26 protein-coding genes, 2 pseudogenes and 1 riboswitch are annotated in these 24,580 nt (G+C 38.4%); of the genes and pseudogenes, 21 read left to right on the forward strand and 7 right to left on the reverse strand.

Annotated elements, in window-relative coordinates; genetic code table 11:
* Positions 1-57: 57 nt before the first annotated feature.
* Both G6554_RS13130 and G6554_RS13135 read left to right on the forward strand, forming a co-directional pair.
* Positions 58-1,047: a ribose-phosphate diphosphokinase gene (locus G6554_RS13130; protein ID WP_166242558.1), complete on the forward strand. Its 990-nt coding sequence runs from the start codon at positions 58-60 to the stop codon at positions 1,045-1,047.
* A 93-nt stretch (positions 1,048-1,140) separates the two neighbouring features.
* A complete protein-coding gene (locus G6554_RS13135; RefSeq protein ID WP_166242560.1) occupies positions 1,141-1,587 on the forward strand; it encodes a Gmad2 immunoglobulin-like domain-containing protein in 447 nt (148 codons plus the stop codon).
* 75 nt (positions 1,588-1,662) lie between these two features.
* Here the strand turns inward: G6554_RS13135 and G6554_RS13140 are convergent, their stop codons facing one another.
* Positions 1,663-1,947 (reverse strand): YheC/YheD family protein, encoded by a 285-nt coding sequence (locus tag G6554_RS13140; protein ID WP_166242561.1) that lies wholly within the window; start codon positions 1,945-1,947, stop codon positions 1,663-1,665.
* Positions 1,948-1,955: 8 nt separating this feature from the next.
* Entirely contained in the window at positions 1,956-2,420 is a 465-nt protein-coding gene (locus G6554_RS13145) for a YheC/YheD family protein (protein ID WP_166242562.1), read from the reverse strand.
* Positions 2,421-2,630: 210 nt separating this feature from the next.
* Here G6554_RS13145 and G6554_RS25765 point away from each other — a divergent pair.
* The 6 genes and pseudogenes from G6554_RS25765 to G6554_RS13175 all read left to right on the forward strand — a co-directional run.
* A pseudogene (locus G6554_RS25765) lies at positions 2,631-3,623 on the forward strand (glycosyltransferase family 4 protein); the annotation flags it as partial.
* A gap of 15 nt (positions 3,624-3,638) precedes the next feature.
* A pseudogene (locus G6554_RS25770) lies at positions 3,639-4,126 on the forward strand (NAD-dependent epimerase/dehydratase family protein); the annotation flags it as partial.
* Positions 4,127-4,297: 171 nt separating this feature from the next.
* Positions 4,298-4,942 carry a VC0807 family protein gene (locus G6554_RS13160; protein WP_166242563.1) on the forward strand — a complete coding sequence of 215 codons (645 nt, stop codon included), beginning with the start codon at positions 4,298-4,300 and terminating at the stop codon, positions 4,940-4,942.
* 34 nt (positions 4,943-4,976) lie between these two features.
* Positions 4,977-5,576 (forward strand): TetR/AcrR family transcriptional regulator, encoded by a 600-nt coding sequence (locus G6554_RS13165; RefSeq protein WP_166242564.1) that lies wholly within the window; start codon positions 4,977-4,979, stop codon positions 5,574-5,576.
* Between the two features lie 64 nt (positions 5,577-5,640).
* Positions 5,641-6,165: a GNAT family N-acetyltransferase gene (locus tag G6554_RS13170; RefSeq protein WP_166242565.1), complete on the forward strand. Its 525-nt coding sequence runs from the start codon at positions 5,641-5,643 to the stop codon at positions 6,163-6,165.
* On the forward strand, positions 6,155-6,820 hold the full coding sequence (locus tag G6554_RS13175) for a DUF2306 domain-containing protein (protein WP_166242566.1): 666 nt from the start codon (positions 6,155-6,157) through the stop codon (positions 6,818-6,820). The genes G6554_RS13170 and G6554_RS13175 overlap by 11 nt, the downstream gene beginning before the upstream one ends.
* A 112-nt stretch (positions 6,821-6,932) precedes the next feature.
* Here the strand turns inward: G6554_RS13175 and G6554_RS13180 are convergent, their stop codons facing one another.
* Positions 6,933-7,757 (reverse strand): GNAT family N-acetyltransferase, encoded by an 825-nt coding sequence (locus G6554_RS13180; protein ID WP_166242567.1) that lies wholly within the window; start codon positions 7,755-7,757, stop codon positions 6,933-6,935.
* A 233-nt stretch (positions 7,758-7,990) separates the two neighbouring features.
* Here G6554_RS13180 and G6554_RS13185 point away from each other — a divergent pair, with 233 nt between their 5' ends.
* Complete coding sequence (locus tag G6554_RS13185; protein ID WP_166242568.1) at positions 7,991-9,466, forward strand: protein adenylyltransferase SelO; 1,476 nt, start codon at positions 7,991-7,993, stop codon at positions 9,464-9,466.
* Between the two features lie 94 nt (positions 9,467-9,560).
* Here the strand turns inward: G6554_RS13185 and kynA are convergent, their stop codons facing one another.
* Positions 9,561-10,418, reverse strand: coding sequence for a tryptophan 2,3-dioxygenase (gene kynA, locus G6554_RS13190; protein ID WP_166242569.1), 858 nt, complete (start codon positions 10,416-10,418; stop codon positions 9,561-9,563).
* Positions 10,419-10,553: 135 nt separating this feature from the next.
* Here kynA and G6554_RS13195 point away from each other — a divergent pair, with 135 nt between their 5' ends.
* From G6554_RS13195 to G6554_RS13230, 8 genes are all read left to right on the forward strand, one after another.
* Positions 10,554-11,114: a class I SAM-dependent methyltransferase gene (locus G6554_RS13195; protein WP_166242570.1), complete on the forward strand. Its 561-nt coding sequence runs from the start codon at positions 10,554-10,556 to the stop codon at positions 11,112-11,114.
* Positions 11,115-11,192: 78 nt separating this feature from the next.
* A complete protein-coding gene (locus G6554_RS13200) occupies positions 11,193-11,816 on the forward strand; it encodes a hypothetical protein (protein ID WP_166242571.1) in 624 nt (207 codons plus the stop codon).
* Positions 11,817-12,098: 282 nt separating this feature from the next.
* Entirely contained in the window at positions 12,099-12,821 is a 723-nt protein-coding gene (locus tag G6554_RS13205; RefSeq protein WP_166242572.1) for an amino acid ABC transporter ATP-binding protein, read from the forward strand.
* Positions 12,822-12,838: 17 nt separating this feature from the next.
* The gene (locus tag G6554_RS13210; RefSeq protein WP_166242573.1) at positions 12,839-13,618 is read left to right on the forward strand and encodes an ABC transporter substrate-binding protein; all 780 of its coding nucleotides are present in this window, start codon (positions 12,839-12,841) and stop codon (positions 13,616-13,618) included.
* Positions 13,619-13,664: 46 nt separating this feature from the next.
* Complete coding sequence (locus tag G6554_RS13215) at positions 13,665-14,339, forward strand: amino acid ABC transporter permease (RefSeq protein ID WP_207627617.1); 675 nt, start codon at positions 13,665-13,667, stop codon at positions 14,337-14,339.
* A gap of 179 nt (positions 14,340-14,518) precedes the next feature.
* Positions 14,519-15,763: an aminopeptidase P family protein gene (locus G6554_RS13220; RefSeq protein WP_166242574.1), complete on the forward strand. Its 1,245-nt coding sequence runs from the start codon at positions 14,519-14,521 to the stop codon at positions 15,761-15,763.
* 179 nt (positions 15,764-15,942) lie between these two features.
* Positions 15,943-16,440 (forward strand): hypothetical protein, encoded by a 498-nt coding sequence (locus tag G6554_RS13225; protein ID WP_166242575.1) that lies wholly within the window; start codon positions 15,943-15,945, stop codon positions 16,438-16,440.
* Between the two features lie 91 nt (positions 16,441-16,531).
* Positions 16,532-16,705, forward strand: a complete 174-nt coding sequence (locus tag G6554_RS13230) for a hypothetical protein (protein WP_166242576.1) — start codon at positions 16,532-16,534, stop codon at positions 16,703-16,705.
* 50 nt (positions 16,706-16,755) lie between these two features.
* On the opposite strand, the gene G6554_RS13235 is transcribed toward G6554_RS13230, so the two are convergent.
* A complete protein-coding gene (locus G6554_RS13235) occupies positions 16,756-16,950 on the reverse strand; it encodes an alpha/beta-type small acid-soluble spore protein (protein WP_007085538.1) in 195 nt (64 codons plus the stop codon).
* Positions 16,951-17,217: 267 nt separating this feature from the next.
* Between G6554_RS13235 and G6554_RS13240 the strand changes: the two genes are divergently transcribed.
* Both G6554_RS13240 and G6554_RS13245 read left to right on the forward strand, forming a co-directional pair.
* On the forward strand, positions 17,218-17,598 hold the full coding sequence (locus G6554_RS13240) for a hypothetical protein (RefSeq protein ID WP_166242577.1): 381 nt from the start codon (positions 17,218-17,220) through the stop codon (positions 17,596-17,598).
* On the forward strand, positions 17,588-18,076 hold the full coding sequence (locus G6554_RS13245) for an aminodeoxychorismate lyase (RefSeq protein ID WP_207343131.1): 489 nt from the start codon (positions 17,588-17,590) through the stop codon (positions 18,074-18,076). The genes G6554_RS13240 and G6554_RS13245 overlap by 11 nt, the downstream gene beginning before the upstream one ends.
* Positions 18,077-18,117: 41 nt before the next feature.
* Here the strand turns inward: G6554_RS13245 and pabB are convergent, their stop codons facing one another.
* Complete coding sequence (gene pabB, locus G6554_RS13250) at positions 18,118-19,863, reverse strand: aminodeoxychorismate synthase component I (RefSeq protein ID WP_242637950.1); 1,746 nt, start codon at positions 19,861-19,863, stop codon at positions 18,118-18,120.
* Positions 19,864-20,252: 389 nt separating this feature from the next.
* Between pabB and G6554_RS13255 the strand changes: the two genes are divergently transcribed.
* Both G6554_RS13255 and adhE read left to right on the forward strand, forming a co-directional pair.
* Positions 20,253-20,480 carry a hypothetical protein gene (locus G6554_RS13255; protein WP_166242581.1) on the forward strand — a complete coding sequence of 76 codons (228 nt, stop codon included), beginning with the start codon at positions 20,253-20,255 and terminating at the stop codon, positions 20,478-20,480.
* Positions 20,481-20,620: 140 nt separating this feature from the next.
* Positions 20,621-23,215 carry a bifunctional acetaldehyde-CoA/alcohol dehydrogenase gene (gene adhE / locus G6554_RS13260; protein WP_166242583.1) on the forward strand — a complete coding sequence of 865 codons (2,595 nt, stop codon included), beginning with the start codon at positions 20,621-20,623 and terminating at the stop codon, positions 23,213-23,215.
* Positions 23,216-23,274: 59 nt separating this feature from the next.
* On the opposite strand, the gene dapA is transcribed toward adhE, so the two are convergent.
* A complete protein-coding gene (dapA, locus tag G6554_RS13265) occupies positions 23,275-24,156 on the reverse strand; it encodes a 4-hydroxy-tetrahydrodipicolinate synthase (protein ID WP_166242670.1) in 882 nt (293 codons plus the stop codon).
* A 126-nt stretch (positions 24,157-24,282) separates the two neighbouring features.
* Positions 24,283-24,463: riboswitch (Lysine riboswitch) on the reverse strand.
* Between the last annotated feature and the right edge of the window lie 117 nt (positions 24,464-24,580).

Genomic DNA, 24,580 nt, shown 5'->3' on the forward strand with positions numbered 1-24,580 from the left:
AGATGTTGTATAAGAGACAGGTTTAATATAGTAAAATAAAGTGAAATGATTAGAGTAATGGCATCATTCGAATTTATACAGTGTGGAGGATATAAGGTGACGTATCAATTAAATAACAGATTTAAAATGTTTACATTGAATTCAAATGAAACACTTGCGGCCGAGATGGCTGAGCTGTTAGGCTGCCGATTGGGAAAATGCTCAGTTACCAAGTTTAGTGACGGTGAAATTCAAATTTATATTGAAGAAAGTGTTCGGGGCAGTGAGGTATTTGTTGTTCAATCCACTTCTTCCCCTGTTAATGAAAATATGATGGAGCTTCTCATCATGATTGATTCCTTGAAAAGGGCTTCTGCGGGGGCGATAAATGTTGTTATCCCTTACTACGGGTATGGACGTCAGGACCGAAAGGCTCGTTCGCGGGAACCGATTACGGCGAAGCTAGTCGCGAACCTTTTAGAAGCGGCAGGAGCAACTAGGGTATTAACAATGGACCTTCATACACCACAGCTTCAAGGATTCTTTGACATTCCAGTGGAACATCTTTTTGGCGTACCAATCCTTACACAGTATTATGAAAATAAAGGATTAGATAATATTGTTGTTGTGGCACCGCATAATGGCAGTATCGGAAGAGCGAGAAAGATGGCCAAGCTATTACATGCTTCACTTGCTCTAATTGATAAAAGAACACTTGGAGAAAATGAAGAAGAAACCATTAATGTCATTGGTAATGTGGAAGGAAAAAATGCCATCATCATTGATGATTTAATTGATACAGCTGAAACGATTACGTCAGCCGCAAAAGCGGTTGCGGAAAACGGGGCAACTACAATCTATGCCGGCTGTACACATCCTGTCTTCACCGCACAAGCAATTGAAAAAATTGAAATGTCACCGATTAAGGAACTTGTCGTTATGAATACGATTGAGTTACCAGAAGAGAAAAAAATCCAAAAGATAAAAACGATATCTGTCGCTCCATTGCTAGTTGAGGCGATCGATCGGATTCATAATGAGAAAGCTGTTAGTCCGTTATTTGAATAAGTAAAAACACGGTATCCATTAATAGTGGATACCGTGTTTTTTAATGTCACTTTTTTCAAAATGTGAATAATAATAAAAAGGGGGCTAAAAATAATGAAAAAAGTGGTTAATTTTATCATGATAGTTGCGGTAACAGTTAGTTTAGTAGCTTGTAGTCAACAGCAAGAAGAAGTAAAAAAACCAAATACTTCAGAAAATACAACTAGTCCTGATAAGCCAAGTGTAAAAGAACCAAAGGATACGATGTACCATAACGAAGTGTTTAAAGATGTTGTCGCAACAGAATCAGGGGAAAAAATCATTGTATCAGGCAAAGCGCAAGTATTTGAGGGAGTGTTTCAATATGCACTCTATAATGGAGAAAAAGTACTTATCGAAAATAACTATCAAACAGATGGTGCGCCAGCATGGGGCGAATTTAAAATAACTTTTAATAAAGAGTTACTATCCACAAATGAAATCCATTTTGAACTATTTGTCTACTCTGCAAAAGATGGTTCGAAGGTTAATACGTTAGACATCCCTATTTTCGGTAAATAAGAAATGAGGTTAAAATAATTTTCTTGGAGTATTAATTTGAGGATTATGAATATCTAACTTTCTACACATTTTACATCACCTATTTTTCGGAAGCAAATGGTTATAAATATATCTGCCATAACCTATTGGATTACAATAGGTTTGTTTCCATTCATAGAGCATGCCTGCTAGCCGAAAGCTGTAACGTAAATCCTTGCAATTGCATTCAATAAAAACGGGCTGTCCATTTTCTTTAAGTCCAATATCAAAACCGACATCTGCAAGACCTTCTAGTTGATTTCCTAATGCAGTTGCCAGTTGTAAAGCGACCTCTTCCGTATTTTTTTTCACTTCTTCAGCATTTAAATTACTCTTTCCCAATTAATTCTTCAAAAAGAAAAACTGCCCCCCCGGCTGCCAAAGCTTGGCTTAACAATTACGGAATTATAGCGATCCAGCATGTCAAAAATGGTGGTGGGATTTGCTTTTAGCGTGTCTGGAAGAAAAGGCTTTAGCTCAGGATCTTGCATAAGCAGCGTTGAAATGCGCAGCTTATCATAACGTGTCCATAAATTAAAAATAAATATTCCTTCTTCCAATAGTCTAGTAAGTTTTTGCTTTTGCGGTCCATTTTCCTTGAAATAGGTTCGATTATGAATAACTCTGGGTGTTGGAACACTTGTAATTCTGTACACATGATCCACATCCCGTACATAGGCATTGATCTTGTTCTGACCAGGTTCAATATCCCGCATTCGAAAATAACAAGGAATCAGATCGTACTCTCTCCCTGCTTCTTCATAAAAAGACAATTCCTCATGTCCTGTTTGTCCAAAAGGAATACGTTGAAACATAAAATCATTAACCATAATGCCAATATACTGCTTAATTAGAATCTCCTCATTCCTATGATTAGTTTCTATTAAAGTATGTAACAACCATGGTCAAGGTTCTGAAGAACCGTCCCCTGCCTCACTTGTCCACACCTTATTACGTTGAACCGAGTAAGCTAGTATATAATTTGGTTTTTGGAAAGGAGTGGCAAGGTGAGACAGAAGGGAAAAGTGGCGATAATTACCCCGGGGGCGTTTCCTATTCCGGGTGTTAAATCCAGTTCGGTTGAGAGGGTTGTTTTGAAGGTGACAGAACTTCTTCAAGAAGAGATAGATTTTTATATATTAGGAAAAAAGACAATAAAACAACCTTTTTATGAAAAAAAAGGCTCCATCACCTTCCATCGGTATCACTTTCAGTACAAAACCTATATCCAACAAATAATTAAACAGCTGCAAGAGATTAAGCCAGATATCATTCAAATTGAAAATCGTCCCCGATTTGTAAAAATGGTTCGTTTAGCAATGCCAAAGGTGAAAATCATTTTGGTCATGCAGTCTACCCGATTTATGTCACGTCCGCATATTGGGACAATGGAATTGAAAGCCTGTTTCGAGGCGTCAGATGCGATTGTGGTCAACAGTCATTTTTTAAAGGAATATATTCTAAAGGAAACACTATGTTCAGCATCGAAGATCGAGGTAAACCATTTAGGGGTAGATGTTGAGCAATTTCAATCCAAATGGCAGGGAGAACAGAAAGCGACAGTGGTAAGGTTAAAAAGAGAATGGCAGGTAACGGACAAGAAGATTCTCCTTTATATGGGCCGATTGATTGAAATCAAGGGGGTTCATCATATTCTTGAGGCAATGCCAGAACTTATTAAAAATGACCCATCAATTGTCCTATTTATTGCAGGAATTACTCTAACGACTACACCCGAATACACGGCATACGAAAGACGTTTACAAAAACTGGCTGAGAAAATGAAAGAACACGTCATTTTCACCCCCTTTGTCCCCCACGAGCAGATCCAACACTGGTATCAACTCGCAGATTTATTAGTTGTCCCCTCGGAGGCAGAGCCATTTGGACTTGTGAATGTAGAGGCTATGGCAACTGGTACTCCTGTTATTGCTACAAACTCCGGTGGAATTCCGGAAATTATCGACCATGGAAAAACGGGAATCCTCATCAATCCTGATCAGGTTCGTGAAGAATTAATCTCACAGATTAGCATCACGAACATGTATTTTCATTCATATCAACTACCGGTTTGTATCATAAGATGCGGAAATTTATTTGGGGAGGGAGATTTGAATTTTTCTAGAATCATCCCATATACCATTCAATCGGTTTTACAAAATAAAGCACCGGAAATCCGCAGTGATGGCACCACTGTACGTGACTTTTTTTACATTGGGGATGCCGTGGAAGCGCATTTACTAGCGGCAGAAAAACTGGAAAGCGGGCAGCTAGCGGGGGAAGCATTTAATTTTGGTTACGAAAAACCGCAAACGATTATGAAAGTGGTTGAGCGGATATTAAATATAATGAACAGTATTTACAGCCGATCATTCAAAATCAGGCAAGGCATGAAAGCAAACAACAGTATCTTTCTGCTAAAAAAGCAAAGGAGTTACTAGGCTGGTACCCGGCCTATGATTTTGATTCCGGTTTAGAAAGAACGATTATTTGGTATCGAAAGTACTTTTCGATCCTCTAGGTAAGAATATACCATTCAAAGGACGGTGAGACTCTTACCGTCTTTTGAATGGTAGTACAGTGTAGGATAAAAACACCAAGGAAAAAAAAGTAAAAAAACCATTTACAAACCGACTGCCGGTTTGTAAAATAAAGATACGAATTAAAGAAAATAAAAAGAGGTGTAGCGAGCGTGAAAGTTTCTTCTAAAAGAAAAGTAATTCAAATGATTGTTTTTAGTTTGGTGATTAATGGTGCCCTTCCTGTTGTAGTGTATAACCTGTTGACAAATTACTATTCAAGCTTTGTTTCGTTGTTGGTCGCAACATTGATTCCATTAGCTGATAACCTATATCATGTTATAAAATATAAAAAAGCGGATGCATTTGGATTATTCATGCTTTCCGGCTTCCTATTAAGTTTATTGGCATTTGTGCTAGGTGGAAACGAACGACTCATTTTATTAAGGGAATCAATGGTTACTGGATTATTAGGCCTAATTTTCATTGCCTCACTGTTTTTTTCTAAACCGCTGATTTATCATTTTGCAATTAAATTTAGCGCGAAGGATGCTTCTGAACAAAAGAGTAAGTTCAAGAAAAATTGGGAAATTCCCTATTTCCGTACTGTCCTAAGAATTATGACTGCCATTTGGGGAATTGCTCTATTGGGAGAGGCAATCGTAAAAATCATCCTAGTTTATGAATTATCTATTTCCACCTTTTTAGCGGTCTCACAACTTATTTTTTACAGTGTAATAGGAGCAGCTATTCTTTTTACCATTGTTTATCGCCGGTACGCAAAAGTGCGCTTAGATCACCTAACACATATTCAATAATCCAACTACTAGATTAGGTAAGGGAGGAAATAAAATGAATCATTCAACAATCTACAATAATCAGAGCTTCCAACATATATTATCGATCACAGAAGAAATCATCCTCGAAAAGGGCTGTCGGAATACAACATTAAAAGACATTATTGAAAGGTCAGGTTTGTCAAAAGGGGCCATTTATCATTATGTCGAAAGTAAAGATGAATTATTTGGACTTATCCTTCAATCAAAAATTGAAGAAATGAATGAAAAATTTCATATGAATATTATTCGTTCCATTAAGGAAGGATCCTCTAACCAAGGAGGTTTCAGCACGGTCGGTCAATTCTTTTCTTCAAGGCAGAATGCAAATGATATCGGGAATTTAATTCTTATCTATTTGTTAAGTCAGGATAATGAGAAGGTCAAAAAAATCCTAAATAATATTTATAAGTATAGTAAAGACACGGGTGCGAAATGGATAAAAATGGGCCAGGATAATGGGGTGATTCCAGCGAATATTGACGCCGAAAAAATGTCAAGCTTATTGATGACGTTTTCATACGGTTTAAGGGTCACGCAAATTTTATCCACTAACGAGAAGGACCATGTGGAGCCGAGTGAAATATTTAAGGTCATCATTAAGACATTAACATAATTCCCTCGCTGGGAATTTAAAAAAATGAACATACCGGCAGTCGGTTTGTTTGAGAGGTGCTGTAATGGAAATTCATGCGATTGGACTTATTAAATTAAAAGCAGTAACTCAATTATATACTGATATAACTGCTGATTTAAGGAGAAAAGGGATAAAGCAGTGGGATCGACTATATCCCAATCGATTTATCATAAAGACAGATATTAAAAATGGCCATCTATTTGGTTTATCAGCAGACAAAAAAATATTAGGTGCGGTCGTAGTTGATACAAATGAAAGCAAAAAATATCAGGAACTTAAATGGGAGGATGAAGATGGGAGACCATTATTGATTCATCGATTAGCTGTACATCCAGATTATCAAGGAAAAGGTTATGGAAAGCAGCTGCTTCAATTTGCAGAAGATTATGCCCATAGAAATGGGTATTCAAGCATTCGTCTGGATGTATTTAGTTTAAATTCCGGTGCAGTGAAAATGTACGAACGGGCCGGTTATCAAGAAAGGGGAATGATTCGTTTTCCATTCCGGGCAGCCCCATATTTATGTTTTGAAAAAATAATTGCAGGGAGTTTAAAAAATGATAAATGACAAAAATAGAAAGTTTACTATAAGATTGATGTATTCAATTATTGGAGTATTTACCATTTATATTTTCATAATGTTTTTGCTAAATGGAGTAGAGCACGCCCCGATGGTGAAAGGGAAAATGGCGGATCACGATTTCTCTGTGACAAGGTGGAAGTGGTTTTTCTACCCGCATATTTTATTAGGTACGATCTCACTTGCAATTGGTCCGTTTCAGCTAACAAGGAAAAGTCAACAGAACCCAAGGCTTCATAAAATGCTGGGAAAAATTTATGCAGTAGCCATTTTTATAAATATTCTAATGGTTCCATATCTCTCTTTTTGGGCTACGGGCGGGAATGGAACGATGATTGCTTTTCTTGTCCTAAATGTCTTTTGGTTATGGACCACTTCAATGGGGGTGATAAGGGCGACCCAAAGAAAAATAAAGGCGCATATGGAATGGATTCTCCGAAGTTATGCAATTACCTGGGTTTTTGTTACGTTTCGGATCGTTGTCATCCCATTTTCATTATTTTTAGACAGCTCGTTTGCATTTCCTATTGCTGTCTATCTTGGAATGGCAATCAACCTGTTATTTGTTGAATGGCGGAATTGGAGAAACAAAAAATATACCAAAGTACATGTACGCACAGTTCCAAAATCAATCGTTGAGTGAATTTTTGCAGGATTATGGAAAATTCGTTCGGAAAGCAACAAAAGCAGCAGAAATTCAATTCCGCTGCTTTTGGTTGTATAGGTTGATTTATTCGTAAGATATACAATTTGAACTAATCTAAATATAAATAATAGTCCTGTGAATGATAGCTTCTAAAGCCGCATGATTCATAGAGCTTTAAGGCATGAGCATTTTTTGCCTCAACCTCCAGAAATATGGGGAGTCCTTTTTGATGCTCCATCATTATCACTTTTGATAAGGCCCTTCTCCCAATCCCTTTTCCCTGCAGTTCGGGAAAAACGGCGAATCCATAAATCCACGCTTCACCATTTAATTCAGAAACGCGCATTTTTCCAGCTGATTTTCCAGCCACTTCAATTATTAGCCTTTGGTCACTGCTGTTTTCAATTACCTGTTCAAATCCATGTGCTTCATTTTCATAAAATCCAAAGCACATGACATCTAGTTTTATTTCTGTTTCCCTATCCTCTTTTGAAAAAGACGATCTTAGGAAAACGGATGAATCCTCAGGTAATTGAGTTTCCTGCCACTTCATTTGATATTCTGCAATGGAAAATGTACACGGAATGGTATTTAGTAACTCTTTTGCAGTGTGAGAGCTTGTTGGGGCATTTAACAAGATTGTTTTATACTTTTGTTTCTTCGCTTCATCGATGCCCATTCTCAGTAAACTCGAAAATATTCCTCTCCGCCGGTAACTTGGGTGGACCATACCGCATAGTTCCACCTTATTTCCAAAACCATAGCTCCCCAGAAAGCCTACAAGCTTGCCGTCTTCATAATGAAAGAAGTCTTCCTTTCTATTATTACCGCGGTTTTCAAGCATTTCGAAATTCAGCTTTAACTGAAATCCACCTTCTTGCTCACAATCTTTCTGTAATGCCTTGATATCAACTAATTGTTTCTCGGTTAACATTCTTTTCCTCCTATTCAATGCCTTTTATAGTATTCTTTTTTATACATCGTCATTCCTTCCTTGGTCTCAAGGATTTTCTACTTTCTTACAAGAAATTTAGGAATATAACATATAATAGGGGGGATTTAAAAAGGAGATCTGCTTGAAAAGTCTGAAAAAAAGTGTTAAGTTCAAAGCTAAAAACCAGCAAATAGTCCACCCCTTTAAAAAGATGAAGAAAATAAGGTGATACAATGATTGAGAAAAAAGGTATAAATGAAGCAAGATGGAACTTTGACAACAGTTATGCCCGTTTGCCGAATACATTATTTTCAAGTTGCAACCCGACTCCTGTAAGCTCACCGAGGTTGATCATTCTTAATCAGCCCTTGGCAAAATCCCTGGGATTAAATATCCAGGAGCTGGAAAGCGAACAGGGTGTTGCGGTTTTTGCCGGTAATCAAATTCCAGAAGGTGCTTTTCCGCTTGCGCAAGCATATGCGGGGCATCAATTTGGGCATTTTACCATGTTGGGGGACGGCAGGGCGATCTTACTTGGCGAACAAATTACCCCTTTGAGTAAACGTGTCGATATTCAGCTAAAGGGTCCAGGTAGAACCCCGTTCTCCCGTGGTGGTGATGGCAGAGCGGCACTTGGGCCGATGCTGCGTGAATACATCATCAGCGAAGCCATGCATGCCCTTGGAATTCCTACTACCCGTAGTTTAGCAGTGGTTGAAACTGGTGAGGCAGTAATCCGTGAAACGGACCTGCCGGGGGCTATTCTGACCCGTGTGGCTGCTAGCCACATACGTGTCGGCACCTTTCAATATGCAGCGAAATGGGGGGCGGTTGAAGACCTTCGAACCCTGGCTGATTATACAATTAGGCGTCATTATTCGGATGTTGAAGAGGCTGAGAACCCGTATCTTTCGCTGCTTCAAGAAGTAATTAAGCGTCAAGCTGCATTGATTGCCAAGTGGCAACTGTTTGGCTTTATACATGGAGTGATGAATACCGACAATATGACTATTAGCGGAGAGACCATTGATTATGGCCCATGTGCCTTCATGGATTATTATGATCCAGAAACGGTATTCAGTTCTATTGACAGACAAGGCCGTTATGCTTATGGCAATCAGCCGTATATTGCCGGGTGGAATCTTGCACGATTTGCTGAAACCCTATTGCCGCTTCTGCATGTCAATCAGGATGACGCCGTCAAACTGGCTCAGGATGCAATATCTAATTATATGGGGTTGTATCAAAGAAATTGGCTATCGGGAATGAGAGCAAAACTGGGGATCATGAACGAAGAGGAACAGGATGAAACCTTAATTAATAACCTACTTAGTATGATGCAGAAGTATCAAGTAGATTTTACCAATACCTTCCGTGCCTTAACATTTGATACGCAAGAGGATACTGCCTTGTTTGGAACACCCGAATTTGCTCAATGGTATGAGCAGTGGCAGGCAAGATTGGGAAGGCAGCAGGAATCAAAGACCTCATCCCAGCAATTAATGCGCGACAGCAATCCTGCGGTAATTCCTCGGAATCATAGGGTTGAAGAGGCACTTGAAGCGGCAGTGGAACAAAAAGATTTCAGCATAATGCTACGGCTGCTAGACGTTCTGTCAAAACCTTTTGCACACACAGAAGAACAAGTTGATTATTGTACATTGCCTGCCCCATCAACCAGTCCTTACAAAACCTTTTGCGGTACCTGATAACAGAGTATAACCTTCCGGTGACGGCAAATACCGGTAGTGGCAACGAGAGAATTGCCGTCACGTTTCCTGTTGTGACGGCAAATAAATAAAATTATAATTTCGTGCGAAGGCTTATGAGCTCTGGAAAAAATGATTGGTCGAGCACTTTTTTGAGATAGGTAACGCCGGAAGAGCCGCCTGTGCCTTTTTTATGCCCAATAATTCTTTCTACTGTGGACATATGGTTAAAGCGCCAGAGTTGTTGTTGATTACCGATGTCTAGCAATTTTTCTGCCAGCTCATATAGATCCCAATATTTGTCAGTGTTGCGATAAACGGTCAACCATGCTTCCTCCACACTAAGATTGGGCTCATAGCTATTCGACCAATCCCGGTTTAGCACTTTTTCATCAATAGGTAGTCCATTAGCTGCAAGAGCTGAGATGGAGACATCATAGATACTTGGTTCATGTAGTGATTTCATCATGGATGCATATCGATCAATTTGATGTTTATAAACTGATAGGGTGTAAGCGTTTTTTTGACCTAAAGCAAACTCAATTAGGCGGTTTTGATAGGATTGGAAACCGGAAGAATGGCCCAGCTTATGACGAAACTGCATATAGTCTGCTGGCGTCAATGTAGTAAGAACGTTCCATGACTGAATTAATTGTTGTTGAATTCTTGCCACGCGCGACAGCATTTTAAATGATGGTTCCAGCTCGTTACGAGAAATACTTTCGATCGCTGCATTCAATTCATGGAGAATAAGCTTCATCCATAATTCACTCGTTTGATGTATGATGATAAACAGCAATTCATCATGGTGATTCGACAGCTGATGCTGGCTGGATAAAAGGCCATCAAGATGTAGATAATCGCTGTAGGACATGTCTTTTTGAAAATCTGTTTGAATCTCATTTTCAAGTCCAGTTGACTTTTTTTGCTCCCCGTTTTCTGGATGTCCCATTTATTCATCCCCCCCTATATAAGTCTATTTTATTTTTCTCATAAGATTACTGGAAGCCATTATTGGGATGTACTTAGATAACAGTCATGTAAAAAAGCTTTTAGAAAATAGTTAATAATTGCTAGGAGGGTTCTTATGAACAGTAAGACGAAATGGAATAGAAAATATCATGAACGTATAAATGTGTTGAAGGAACCCGTTCCGAATCCTAGATTAAGGAACTTGTCTTCCTATCTTATGGGTGGCCAAGCGCTTGATCTTGCTTGTGGCCTTGGTGGAAATAGCTTGTTCCTGGCAGAGATGAAATACGAAGTCAAGGCAATTGATATATCAGAGGTCGCGATTACCTATATTAAGACGCTAGCAACAAACAATAAGCTCAACATTCATCCCAGTGTATCAGACCTTACGAGCGGGGATAAATACCATTGGGGAGACACTATTTTTGATTTGGTTATTATTACCTATTACCTCGATCGCTCACTTTTCCCGATTGTTAAAACGATCATCAAAGAGCTGGGGTATTTTTTCATGGAGACCTTCTACCAGTCACCACAGAACGACAATCAAGGAGTATCAAATCAATATAAACTCCACTCTCAGGAACTGTTAACTGAATTCGGCGATTGGACCATCCTCTTTTTTGAAGAAAACAAACAAGAGGGACGGCAAACCATTTTTTGTCAGAAACGATAAAGGGTCAAGGGAATATCCGTTTGACAGGACGTTGTTTTTTGTGGAAAATATAACCATCGGTAATCTCTATGGGAAGGAATGATGATGATTCTAACCACTTTCATTTTTACAATTCTATTTATTGGTGGCATCTACTATTTAATTCGAAATCTAGTAAATTTAAAGATAGCAGCTGATCTCTCGGCAGAAGCACTTTATCCTACTAACGAAAATGAAATTGCAGGTATTATCATACCGAATGAATGGAAACAGATGGAGCTTCTAACAAAAAATACGAAGTCCTATCAATATGTAAAATGGGGGACGTTGGCTGTCCTTCTTGTGTTAACAATCCTTTTGGTGATAGTTCTTACTACTGATTGGATAGGCCCTCCCTATTTCAGTTTGGCGACTTTATTGTTCCTTCTACTTAATTCAATTCGGCACCAAGGCAATTTCTTTATTTTACAAAAAGGAATTATTTTAAATGGAAAATTTGTCTCGTTCAATCAAATTAAACATTGCGAGACAGAACAAATCGTCCGATGGCATGCCTTATATGGTCTGGATTCAAAGGTAAATAATGCTTTTAAGCTGACAATTAGACTTAAAAGGACCTTAGTTCAGCCCCAATTCCTCGTGGTCGAGAATGCCGCACAGCTCAAGAAAATTAGCTGTATACTTCATCAAAAAGGTGTTCGTTGTGAATCTAAAGCCGCTTAAATTGAGATGAGACCCTAGTTTCTGTGGTATTTTTTCGATGATGGGTAAAAGGAGATTTTTAATTTAATGTAATGGAGAGAGGACCTCTGGAGAATGAATCGAGGTTCTTTTTGCTATATTGATAACCCCCTTAATTATGCGATTTTTCGCCCGCACTTCCTCTAAAAGAACTATTGGTTTGTCAAACTAACGAATATATTCATCTCTCATTTAATAGCATAATAATATACAAATGATTGATATCTCTTGAATTAGAATAACAAAATGAAAAAGGAGAATGCCATGATTAAAGTAAGCAGACTTGTAAAATCTTTTGGCCAACAAATGGTTTTAAACGGGATTGATTTATCCGTAGCCCAAAAAGAAGTTGTTGTAATCATTGGTGCAAGTGGCTCCGGGAAAAGCACACTGCTTCGATGTCTTAACTTCCTTGAAATGCCGGATCATGGAGAAATTATGCTCATGGGTGAAATAATCTCCCCAGCCAAAACAAATCTCAATAAAGTCCGTGAAGAGGTCGGGATGGTGTTTCAACATTTTAATCTTTTCCCCCATATGAATGTGTTGGAAAATGTCATGGAGGCACCAGTATACGTTAGGAAAATGGACAAGGGACAAGCTAGAGAAAAGTCGATGATTTTACTTGAAAAGGTAGGCTTAGGTGATAAAGCGTCGGCCTATCCAAGGAATTTATCGGGCGGGCAAAAACAACGGGTTGCGATTGCTCGAGCACTTGCAATGGAACCCCGGATTATGCTTTTTGATGAACCTACATCTGCTCTTGATCCGGAATTAGTCGGTGAAGTCCTTCAAGTAATGAAGCAGCTGGCGAAAGAAGGAATGACGATGATTGTGGTTACACATGAAATGGGCTTCGCTCGGGAGGTTGCCGATCGGGTAGTTTTTATGGGGGATGGAAGAATCTTAGAAGAAGCACCGCCAAATGAATTCTTTGTCCATCCACAAAATGAGAAAGCTAAGCAGTTTTTAAACAAGATTCTCTAATAAATGAGGAGGTTATCATGAAAAAGAAATGGATGGTAGGGCTGTTTGTCTCTCTGTTTATGGTATCAATACTGCTGACGGCATGTGGGAGTTCAGAAAAAAGCAGTGGAAAGGGTCAAAATGAATTTCATTACGCCATGAGTGGGTTGTACAAGCCATTTAATTATAAAGAAAATGGTAAACTAGCTGGATTTGATGTTGAAATTGGAAAGGAGCTGGCGAAAAAAATGGGCATGAAACCCGTTCCGGTAACGAACCCATGGGAAACACTGATACAAGGATTGCAGGCGAAAAAATATGATGCCATTCTCGCTAGTATGACGGTTACAGATGAGCGTAAAAAGTCTGTGAATTTTACCAATACCTATTATGTTTCAGGAGCGCAAATTTTTGTGGCTGAAGACAACCAAAATATTGAATCTGTCGCTGATTTAAAGGGTAAGAAAATCGGAGTGGTAAAGGCTAGCACGTACAAGGAAATAGCGTTGCAACAGACAGATCAGAGTAATGTGGTGGAGTATGACAGTGATATTACTGCACTTATGGATCTGCCAACTGGCAGGCTGGATGCCGTCATTACGGATCAAATGGTCGGATTACCCATCATTAAAGAGGGAACAATCAAGATAAAGGATGTGGGTGAACCACTTTCACACGATGATCAGGCCATTGCTGTCAGAAAGGAAGATAAGGAACTGCTTGAAAAAATAAATAAGGCATTGGATGAAATCATCAAGGATGGAACCTATGAGAAAATAAGTAATAAGTGGTTCGGACGCAGTATTTTAGGAGATTAGGAGTGTAAACGAGGGTGCCAATCCGTGGACACTCTTTGATTAAATCATGGAGAGGGTGTTTATCATTATTCAAATCTTCTTTGACACCTACGAAGTTTTTATTTTCGCTGCCCTTCTTACCTTAAGGTTAACGATCACATCGCTTTTAATAGGCTGTCTGATTGGACTCATCATGGCATTTTTCAAAATCTCCACAAATAAATGGCTCAATAAACTAGCGACCGGTTATATTGGCTTAATTCGAGGGACACCATTAATAGTTCAAATAGCAATTCTTTATTTTGGTATTGCCTCAGTTGTTACATTTTCGCAGTTTTGGGCGGGAGCGTTGGCATTAGCCATCCATAATGGTGCCTATATTGCAGAAATTTTCCGGGGGTCAATTCAATCAATTGATCGTGGGCAAATGGAGGCAGCGCGCTCACTTGGCATGAGCTACCCACTGGCGATGAGGAGAATTATTTTGCCACAGGCGTTCAAATTTTCCATTCCACCATTGGGGAATCAGTTTATTATTGGCTTAAAGGATTCTTCCTTAGTTGCCTATGTAGGGATGTCGGAGTTGTGGGGTTCAGGTCTAAGTGAGGCCGCGTCAAATTATCGACAATTGGATACGTATATCGTAGTCGGACTCTATTACTTAATACTGGTCATGCTTTTCACCTATCTTCTTAGAAAATTAGAAATGCGGATGGACATTGATTCGAAACCAATAACATGAAAAATGCTAAAAGGACCTTTCTCGGCAAAAGAGGTCTTTTTAGTATTTTTCAAAAAGAATATTATTTTATCGGAAAAATTGAATATTTCGAAGTGAAAAACACAAAAATTTAGTACGAATTTTCATTTTATTGTATAGTTATCTATGTATCTAAAATGTTTTGATAAGGGGAAATGGTAATGAAAAAGGATTTTTTTGTTAAAAATCGAAATCGATTATATGAAAAGCTAGAAACTGATTCGCTTCTGGTTTTGTTTGCCGGTAAGGCCCCGCAAAAATCTGCAGACGAGGCATATCAATTTGTACCAAATCGTAACTTTTATTACCTAACAGGCATTGACGAATCGAATATCATTTTTTTAGTACATAAGACAAATCAAACAGTAGAAGAGTACTTATTTATTGAAAAATCAGATCCTATTTTAGAAAAATGGGTGAGTAAAACGATTTCAATGGATCAGGCATTGGAAGTTTCCGGAATCAGTAAAATTCATTATATTGACCAATTTGAATCCATGCTTTCTCGAATTTTCCTCAATAACTCACTAACAAATCTATATTTAGATCTCGAAAGAAGAGAATTGGATAGTGTTACCACAAAAGCGCAGCAATTTGCAGGTAAAATGCAAGTGAATTATCCATTCTTACTCATTAAAAATGTCTATCGTGATATTTGTGGGTTACGCGTTTTTAAAACATTTGAAGAAATTGAAGAAATAAAAAAGGCTATTGCCATTACGTATGACGGAATTAAAAACCTATTAAGCCATGCCAAAGCTGGCATGAAGGAATATCAGCTTGAGGCCCATTTTGATTTTGCCCTTAAGTCCGCAGGGGTAAGACACCATGCGTTTCCTACGATTGTGGCTAGCGGAAAAAATGGCACCGTTCTGCATTATGACAAAAATGATGCTACCGTTGAAGAAGGCAGTCTCGTTCTACTTGATTTAGGTGCACAATATAACTATTACAATGCGGATATTAGTTATACGTTCCCGGTGAATGGTACGTTTTCGGAAAAACAAAAAACATTCTATAACATTGTTTTAAAAGCATTAAGAGAAACAACAGAACTGATTAAACCCGGTGTCCCTTATGCCATACTGAATGAGCATACAAAGAAAATCTTAGCAGATGAGTGTATCAAAATTGGCTTGATCAAGGAAGAGAGTGAAATTGGAAATTACTATTATCATGGTGTTAGTCATTTCCTAGGTCTAGACACCCATGATGTTGGCGATTATAAGAATTTAATCCTGCAGCCTGGAATGGTGTTAACTGTTGAGCCAGGGCTATATATCGAAGAAGAAGGAATCGGAATCCGAATAGAGGATGATGTGTTAGTTACCGAGGAAGGACATGAGGTACTTTCAAAGGAAATCTTCCGGTCGGTTGAAGAAATGGAAGCATTTATGAACAAATAGTTTTGAAACGATCAAATAGCGAGCAACTATTGAGTTGCTCGTTTATTTTTTTACAATATTCAAGTTACTAAAATATAGTCCTAACCAGAAAAATGTAGCAATAAACGAATAAAGCGATATAATTATATCCAATATGTCATAGTTTTTATGGATCACAAAGCTGTATGGGGGAACGGTTAATGGTTGCAATAAAAAAAATTAAAATTGATGGTGAAGAGATTCATATTTTTAAAAGTGCCATCTATATTTTTGAATCAAGCTCGGGATGTACCTTGGAATTGGATATGATTGTAAGTGAGATCGCAGTGAAAAAATATAATAAGGTTGAAAATGTAATTATTGAAATCGAATTAGAAGATGGTAGAATCATAAATTCAATTATGCATGTAAAAATTCTGTCTGGTGGTCTGCCCCAGCTTAATTTATTTTGTGAACTAGATGACCTACATGAGTATGAAGATTTCGCTAGGGTAAACGAAAATGATTCCTGGTTTCCAAGTATCGAAGACAGCATTACGTTAGAAGAAATAAGAAAAGTGGAAATGCCTATGGAAGACTGTAGTATAAAATTAAAACTTCCAATTGACCAAGTTGAATGGTTAAAAAGCCAAAAAAAGAGTTCATTAAGTGAATTGTTCCAAGAATTTGTTCGTGATTATTGGAATAAAGGATCCTAGCATTCAAGCAACATTCTATTATAAAATGAAGCAAATTTGACAAGACTGTAAAGAAACAGTGAATCATTATTATATGGATGGAGTTGCATGTATGACTACCCCGTTTGACTACCCGGAAATTTTTTATAATGAGGCTATTTTGTATTTAGAAACCAAGTGGGAACGCAGACTCAGTGATCATGAACGACATGTGCTTATTGAGGGATATCGTTTTGGAAGAATGGTCGAGGCAGATGCTGAAATCAACATTCTATTTGCAAATTAATTGGTAGAAGAAAGGGTGTCCAACTGGACACCCTTTTCTGAAATCACAAGTTACTGACCTTGTTGATTTCGCAATGATTGTTCAGCATAAGCAATAAGTCGTTTTGTCATCTCGCCGCCGACTGAACCGTTTGCTCGTGCGGTCGTATCAGCACCAAGTTGTACTCCAAACTCGTTAGCAATTTCTTCTTTCATTTGATCCAAAACATTGCCCGCTCCAGGAACCAACAGTTTGTTTCTAGCCATGATACATCACTCCCGACGATTTTTTTGAGCAAAAAAATAAATTGCTCGAATCTATTTTATCCAAATTATGAGTATAAATTCAGAAAAATAAGTGATCAGTCCAAATCCACCATGGAATACCCTTTATCTACAAAAAATAGTTTCCTCCAACTACAAATTTTGTAAGGTCCCTCAGACTTTTGATGTATTTTTGAGTTTAAAAGCGCAAAAATGCAAGTTTGGATGTATAATAAGGACTTGCATAAAGTAGAGGAGGAATTTAATTTGATGGAATGGACTTTAGCCGGATTGTTTTTGCTATCCGCAATCTTACTAACTATTTCTTTATTAAAATCTAATCGGACCGCGAAAGAAGAACATAAACAAATTGATTTGATTCATATATCCACAATGAAGGAAATCAATGCATTGCAAGAGTCAATTCGGAATATGGAGCTTGACATGGAAGTGCTCACGAAGGATGCAGGAATTAAACATTCTGCTCAGGAAAAGCTTTTAAAACGGGAAGTACTAGATTTATATAGACGTAATTACTCGATTGAGAGCATTGCAGAGATGAAACAAGTAACTGAAAATGAAATCGAACAGCTCCTTGCCCCTTTTCAGGAAGTAAAGGATGAAGGGAGAGCGGCTGCAAATGAGAATTAACTTACTAGGCAGCTTTGCAGCAGGAATTCTTATCAGCACAACTATTTTTGGTGCCGTCTACTTGGCTAATCCAAGTGAACAGTCAACAACAACTGTCAAAACGGCTGAAAACCGTTCAACTGTCAAGCCTTCAGAAAAAGAGATGAAACAAAAGCTAGAGACGAAAGGCTATGTTGTTCAAACGAAAGCTGAATTCGAAAAAAACGTCAATGACGCAAAGGCGTCTGGCCAAAAAACAGCCACTCCTGCCGATAACCAGTCTACCAAAACTGTTACGAAAGTCGTTGTGAATGTTGCAGAGGGTATGACAAGTATCGATGTAGGGAAGGCACTTACGCAAGCAAGTTTAGTAAAGGATGCATTTGCTTTTTCACAGGATATTGAGCATAAAGGTCTAGAAAACCGTTTGCGTCCAGGAGTATATGTAGTGGATAGCGAAATGACCTACGATCAAATGGTCTCAACTATATTTAAATAAATTGAAAAATAGCGAACAGTGCCGATCCTGTTCGCTTTCTTTTAGTGGTTGATAAGTTGTACTTCCAGCCATTTACGCACACTATTGATGAACCAGATTTTTGTACTTTTATGTAAATCGGCAACGGTTACGATTTTTTCGCGGATTTCTCCATTCCTTAGTAATACCTCACGAAACGTGCCTGCTAACAATCCGCTCTCAATAGGCGGTGTCCATAATGAGCCCCCTATTTCCAAGACGACATTTCCATTTGTAAACTCTGTTAGTTCACTGTCATAATTCCAAAGGAGAACGTCGAAAACTTCGGTGGGCTTCTCATGTTGAAATGAAGAATATACTTCTCGATTTGTTGTTTTATGGTACAAATAAAGATTATTTTTATCTACAGGTTCATTGGCAAGTATTACCTTCAATGCTGACCCTGGTTGAGCAATCGGAGTACCTTCAATGTTGATCACTCCGTTTTCCGCTAAAAGCAGCCGGACCTTCATAAGATCATCTCCATTTTCTTTCGAAAAAGTTTCTAGATCCCTTTGGATATCCTTCGTATCACATGGATATCCAAAGTATTGAGCCGAATTTTTCAGGCGATGGAGATGTTCTTCGAATAGGAAATATTCTCCTTTTTCCAATAACAAGCTTTCCAGCAATTGAAACTCAGCATTGCTTTCTTTGAGAAAACTTGCTTTAGCCAGAATTTCTTGATATTCACTCTCAGCTGTGGAATCCCAGGTGATTCCCCCGCCAACACCATAGGTTGCGTGCCCCGATTGATGTTCAATGAATACGGTTCGAATCGGGACGTTAAAAATGGCTTCCTTTTCAGGTGTTATAAAGCCAATCGCTCCACAATAAACCTCACGCGGTGTCGATTCCAAGTCAGTGATGATTCCCATCGTGCTGACCTTTGGCGCACCAGTAATAGAACCGCAGGGAAAAAGTGCCTTAAAAATATCAATAATGGTTGTTTGGCTAGAAACCTTTGCCGTTATTGATGAGGTCATTTGATGGACGGTTGGGTATTGTTCGATTTCAAAGAGCTTTGGCACGGAAACAGTACCAAGTTCAGCGATCATGCTTAAATCGTTGCGAAGCAAGTCGACGATCATCACATTTTCAGCGCGGTTTTTTTCTGAATAGTAAAGCCACTTGGCGTTCACTTCATCTTCAGCAATGGTTTTGCCTCTTTTTATTGTTCCTTTCATTGGCCTAGTTGTGATGAAGTCACCTTTCAAGTGAAAAAACAATTCGGGAGAGGCAGACAAAATGCTATGCTCACCGGTATTGAGATAGGCACAGTAATTGGATGCTTGTGCCGCTTTTAGTTTTTCAAAAAATGCAATATCGTCACCGTAAAAATGGGAATTTAGACGAATGGTATAATTTGTCTGATAAGTATCCCCACTTTCAATCTTGTTTTTTATGGTTAATATAGATTGATCGTATTCATCCCTGTCAACGGATGATTCCCATTGGGAAAGTGAATAAGGACTAGTACTGGTAAGTGATTGGTGCAGTGGTTCTCGAAAAATTCCAAACCATAAGAGGGGCATTTTATTTCCCCTATTGACAATATAGGAGGAATCGAATGCTGGTGCACTTTCGTAGGATAAAAAGCCGGCAGCATAGAACCCATTTTTAATTGCCTCCTCAACAAGTTGTAAGCAAGGGATTACCTCTGTGATGGTGTGGGCTGTAATCAGCCGGATCGGATCTTGAAATGTTAGCGGTTTTATTTCCCCGTTTGAATCAAGAAATTCAAATGAAAGTATAGGAGATTGATTCATGTTTTTGGTTCTCATCCTTTTTCAAAGAAATAGTGTTTGCTGTGTTTCTTTGGGTAACTTCCAACAGATTTATGACAAGTCGCCAATAAAATATATACCACATTACACTACGTGTATACTAGTGTAAAAACTAACGTACTTAATATGTGAAGTTTGTTAATAGAAGAAAAGAAAATCATTTTATTATATTAAAATAACAAAATGATTGTAAACGGTTTCGTATTCCTAATAGTTTTTCATACAAAAATAATCCGAAAACAGGTTCAATACGGTTTTATGACTATTATTAGTAATATTCGCCAAAATTCATAGTTTGTTCAATATTTCACAATCTGTTATATAAAATTCATGCTATGATAAATTCATAAAGGAATAAGGAGTGATTAGACATGATGATTTGTGAATGGAAAACCTTCGCGACCGATTCTGAAACCTATACCCAGGAGATATTTGAGGAAACAGTGGGAGATGAATTTGAGGCGATGCTGTTTAAAGAAAATGAAGAAATTCCTGCCTATATTTGGACTGTCAATTACGTAATTATTGTCAAAAAGTATTCAAAGATTTTAACAGAAATTTCATTTGAAAAAATCCCACGAAATCCAGTTTGTGAATAAGGTATGTGAAAATTATAACTGTTGAAATATGTTCATTATTTTTGTGAAATACATCACATTAATTTAGAAATACACTTTGTTATTATAATTTAGAATATTAAAACATTTGAATGAGTATGTATCCAATTGGAGGGACAATCATGACAATGGTAGAAAAAGAAAAACAAACTGTAACGAAAATGATCGATGTCTTGGTGGAAAATGGTTTAAAGGCATTAGAGGAATTCCGCGGCTTTGATCAAGAAATGGTAGATGAGATCGTTAAGCAAATGGCGTTAGCAGGCCTTGATCAGCATATGCCACTTGCAAAACTTGCTGTAGAGGAAACTGGCAGAGGCGTCTATGAAGATAAAATCATCAAAAATATGTTTGCGACAGAGTATGTCTATCATAATATCAAATATGATAAAACTGTTGGTATCATTAATGAGAACGAACATGAAGGAATGATAGAAATCGCTGAGCCAGTAGGGGTTGTCGCTGGGGTTACACCTGTAACAAACCCAACTTCTACTACCATGTTTAAAGCACTAATATCGATAAAGACAAGAAATCCAATCATATTCGCCTTTCATCCATCGGCACAGAAATGCAGCAGTGAAGCAGCAAGGGTCCTAAGAGATGCAGCGATTAAAGCCGGAGCACCAGAAAATTGTATCCAATGGATTGATACTCCATCCCTTGAGGCGACGCAAGCATTGATGAACCACACGAAAATATCAATGATTCTCGCAACTGGTGGGGCTGGCATGGTCAAATCTGCATACAGCTCTGGTAAACCTGCCCTTGGCGTTGGACCTGGGAATGTACCTTGTTATATTGAAAAAACAGCCAATCTAAATCAGGCGGTCAACGATTTAATTTTATCAAAAACATTCGATAACGGCATGATTTGTGCCTCTGAACAAGCCGTTATAATTGATAAAGAAATTTATGCTGATGTAAAACGGGAAATGATTGCGAACAATTGCTATTTCTTAAATGAGGAAGAAAGAGAAAAGGTTGAAACATTAGTAATCAATGAACATTCATGTGCCGTTAATCCAAACATCGTTGGTATGGCTGCTTCAAAAATTGCTGCCTTGGCAGGTGTGATTGTTCCAGAAAACACAAAAATCCTTGTGGCAGAGGTAAAAGGCGTAGGTCCTAAGTATCCATTATCAAGAGAAAAGTTAAGTCCAGTCTTAGCCTGCTTTAAGGTTAGTGGTCATGAGGAAGGCTATAAAAGAGCGGAAGAAATGCTTGAATTTGGTGGTTTAGGACATTCCGCAGTCATTCATACTACTGATCAAACTGTCATCAAGGAATTTGGCTTACGAATGAAAGCTGGGCGAATCATCGTAAATGCTCCTTCTTCACAGGGTGCGATTGGTGATATTTATAACGCTTACCTTCCTTCATTGACACTTGGCTGCGGTTCGTATGGTGGAAACTCTGTATCTACTAACGTTGGTGCGGTTCATTTAATTAATATCAAAAAAGTAGCGAAAAGGAATGTCAATATGCAATGGTTTAAAGTACCATCCAAAATTTACTTTGAGAAAAATTCTACTCAGTATTTAGCGAAAATGCCCAAGATCTCGAAAGCATTTATTGTCACTGACCCTGGAATGGTAAAATTAGGATATGTCGATAAGGTGCTTTACTATTTAAGGAAACGTCCAGATTATGTACATTGTGAAATTTTTTCAGAGGTAGAACCGGATCCTTCCATAGAAACAGTGATGAAGGGGGCCGAATTGATGGCTAAATTCCAGCCGGATGTGATTATTGCTCTTGGTGGCGGTTCAGCAATGGATGCTGCTAAAGGAATGTGGTTGTTCTATGAATATCCAGATGCAGAGTTCTTTGGCTTAAAACAAAAATTCTTAGATATTCGCAAACGGATTGTTAAGTATCCGCATCTTGGTGAAAGGGCCCAATTCGTGGCGATTCCGACAACATCTGGAACTGGATCCGAAGTAACATCATTTTCAGTTATTACCGATAAAGAGGCCAATATTAAATATCCTCTTGCAGACTATGAATTGACACCCGATGTAGCGATTATTGATCCACAATTCGTCATGACCGTTCCAAAACATATTACCGCCGATACAGGTTTGGACGTATTGACACATGCGATTGAAGCCTATGTCTCTTGTATGGCGAATGACTTTACGGACGGTCTGGCGATGAAGGCAATTCAATTGGTATTTGAATACCTGCCAAGAGCTTACAGAAATGGCAGTGATGAAGAGGCCCGTGAAAAAGTTCATAATGCGTCAACGATTGCCGGTATGGCCTTTGCAAATGCCTTTTTAGGTATTAACCATAGCCTTGCGCATAAATTAGGGGCTGAATTCCATATCGCCCATGGTCGTGCGAATGCCGTGCTCATGCCACATGTTATTCGCTATAATGCCTTAAAACCGAGGAAGTTTACTGCGTTTCCGAAGTATGACCATTTCAAGGCTGACAAACGGTATGCAGAAATAGCCAGAATGCTTGGCTTACCTGCGAAGACGACTGAGGAAGGGGTGGAAAGTCTCGTTCAGGCCATCATTCAATTGGCGAAAGAACTAGAAGTCCCAATGAGCCTTTCCGCAAACCATATCGATCAAGTTGAATTTGAAAGCAAGGTTGATCTGCTGGCAGACCGTGCCTTTGAAGATCAATGCACAACTGCCAATCCAAAACTACCGTTAGTAACAGAATTGGCTGAGATTTATCGATTAGCTTATAAAGGTATATAACTACTTTTCGTTAAAAAAAGCTGCTTATCTATTTGTAGATAGGCAGCTTTTATGTCTAATTATTCTTCCATGATTCCAATTGGTAAAACTTCTTTTAGTGCCAGTTCTTCGTTACTGGTTAATGGTACTAATGGTAAACGAACGCCTCCGACTTGAATCCCATTCATGTTTAATGCAGCTTTTACCGGTGTAGGATTTGGTGCGGAAAATAATCCTTTCATAATTGGTAGCAATTTCCGATGCGCCGCAGCTGCCTCCTTAAGTCGGCCATTTTTAAAGCTATTGACCATTTCCTGCATTTCATTACCAATGATATGGGAAGCAACAGAGATAATTCCCGTACCACCAATGGCTAAAACAGGCAATGTTAAGCCGTCATCACCACTGTACAGCGTAAAATCCTCGGCTGTTTGACTAATAATTTCTGCCATAGCATCAAGATTCCCGCTCGCTTCTTTGATTGAAACAATATTTGAAACTTTTGAAAGGCGAACAATGGTGTCAACATTCATATTAATACCGGTTCGGCCAGGGATATTATAGAGCATTACCGGCAATGAAGTAGATCCAGCTATCGCTTTAAAATGTTGGTATAAACCTTCTTGAGATGGCTTATTGTAGTATGGAGCAACAAGCATAATTCCATCTACGCCTGCTTCTTCGGCTTGCTTGGTTAAACTAATCGAAGCTCTAGTGTTATTCGAGCCCGTTCCGGCAATAACAGGGATTCTGCCATCCACTACCTTGACAACATATCTAAATAAAGCGACCTTTTCCACAGTTGTTAATGTAGGGGACTCGCCTGTTGTTCCCGCGACAACTAATCCATCGGTCCCATTCGAAATTAAATAATTCACTAAATTTTTTGTTGCATTAAAATCAATCTCACCCTGTTGATCAAATGGCGTCACCATTGCCGTTAAAACTTGGCCAAAATTCATCATTCTCACCCTTTTTATCAAATTTTTTAAATTAGAGGGGCCGATGCCATTTATAAAACGACATGAAAAAGCAGCAACGAGGAAACCCCACTGCTGCTGTAGAAACATAATGAAAATAAGTTCCTATGCGTGGATAGCCCTCCATATAGTTTCCTATATGACAGTCCTGTGCTTGTTCAACAGCAGAACCAGCTTCGGGGACAATGAGTATCACTGAAGCTTCGGCAAATTCCCCTTTCCACAATCGTCTAAGGATCTCATTATCCTCAAATTGTCTACTAATGGTCTTTGCGCCTCTATCCTCACTTCAAAAGGTATTGAAGTAAGAAAGTATATAATTGATTGCTACTATATCAGATAATTCATTTTCATTCAAGAGAATTATTCCATTCTATCGTAAAGTATTTAAATCCATAGTTCAAAA

The organism is Bacillus sp. MM2020_4, from assembly GCF_011250555.1.
Taxonomy (GTDB): domain Bacteria; phylum Bacillota; class Bacilli; order Bacillales; family Cytobacillaceae; genus Neobacillus.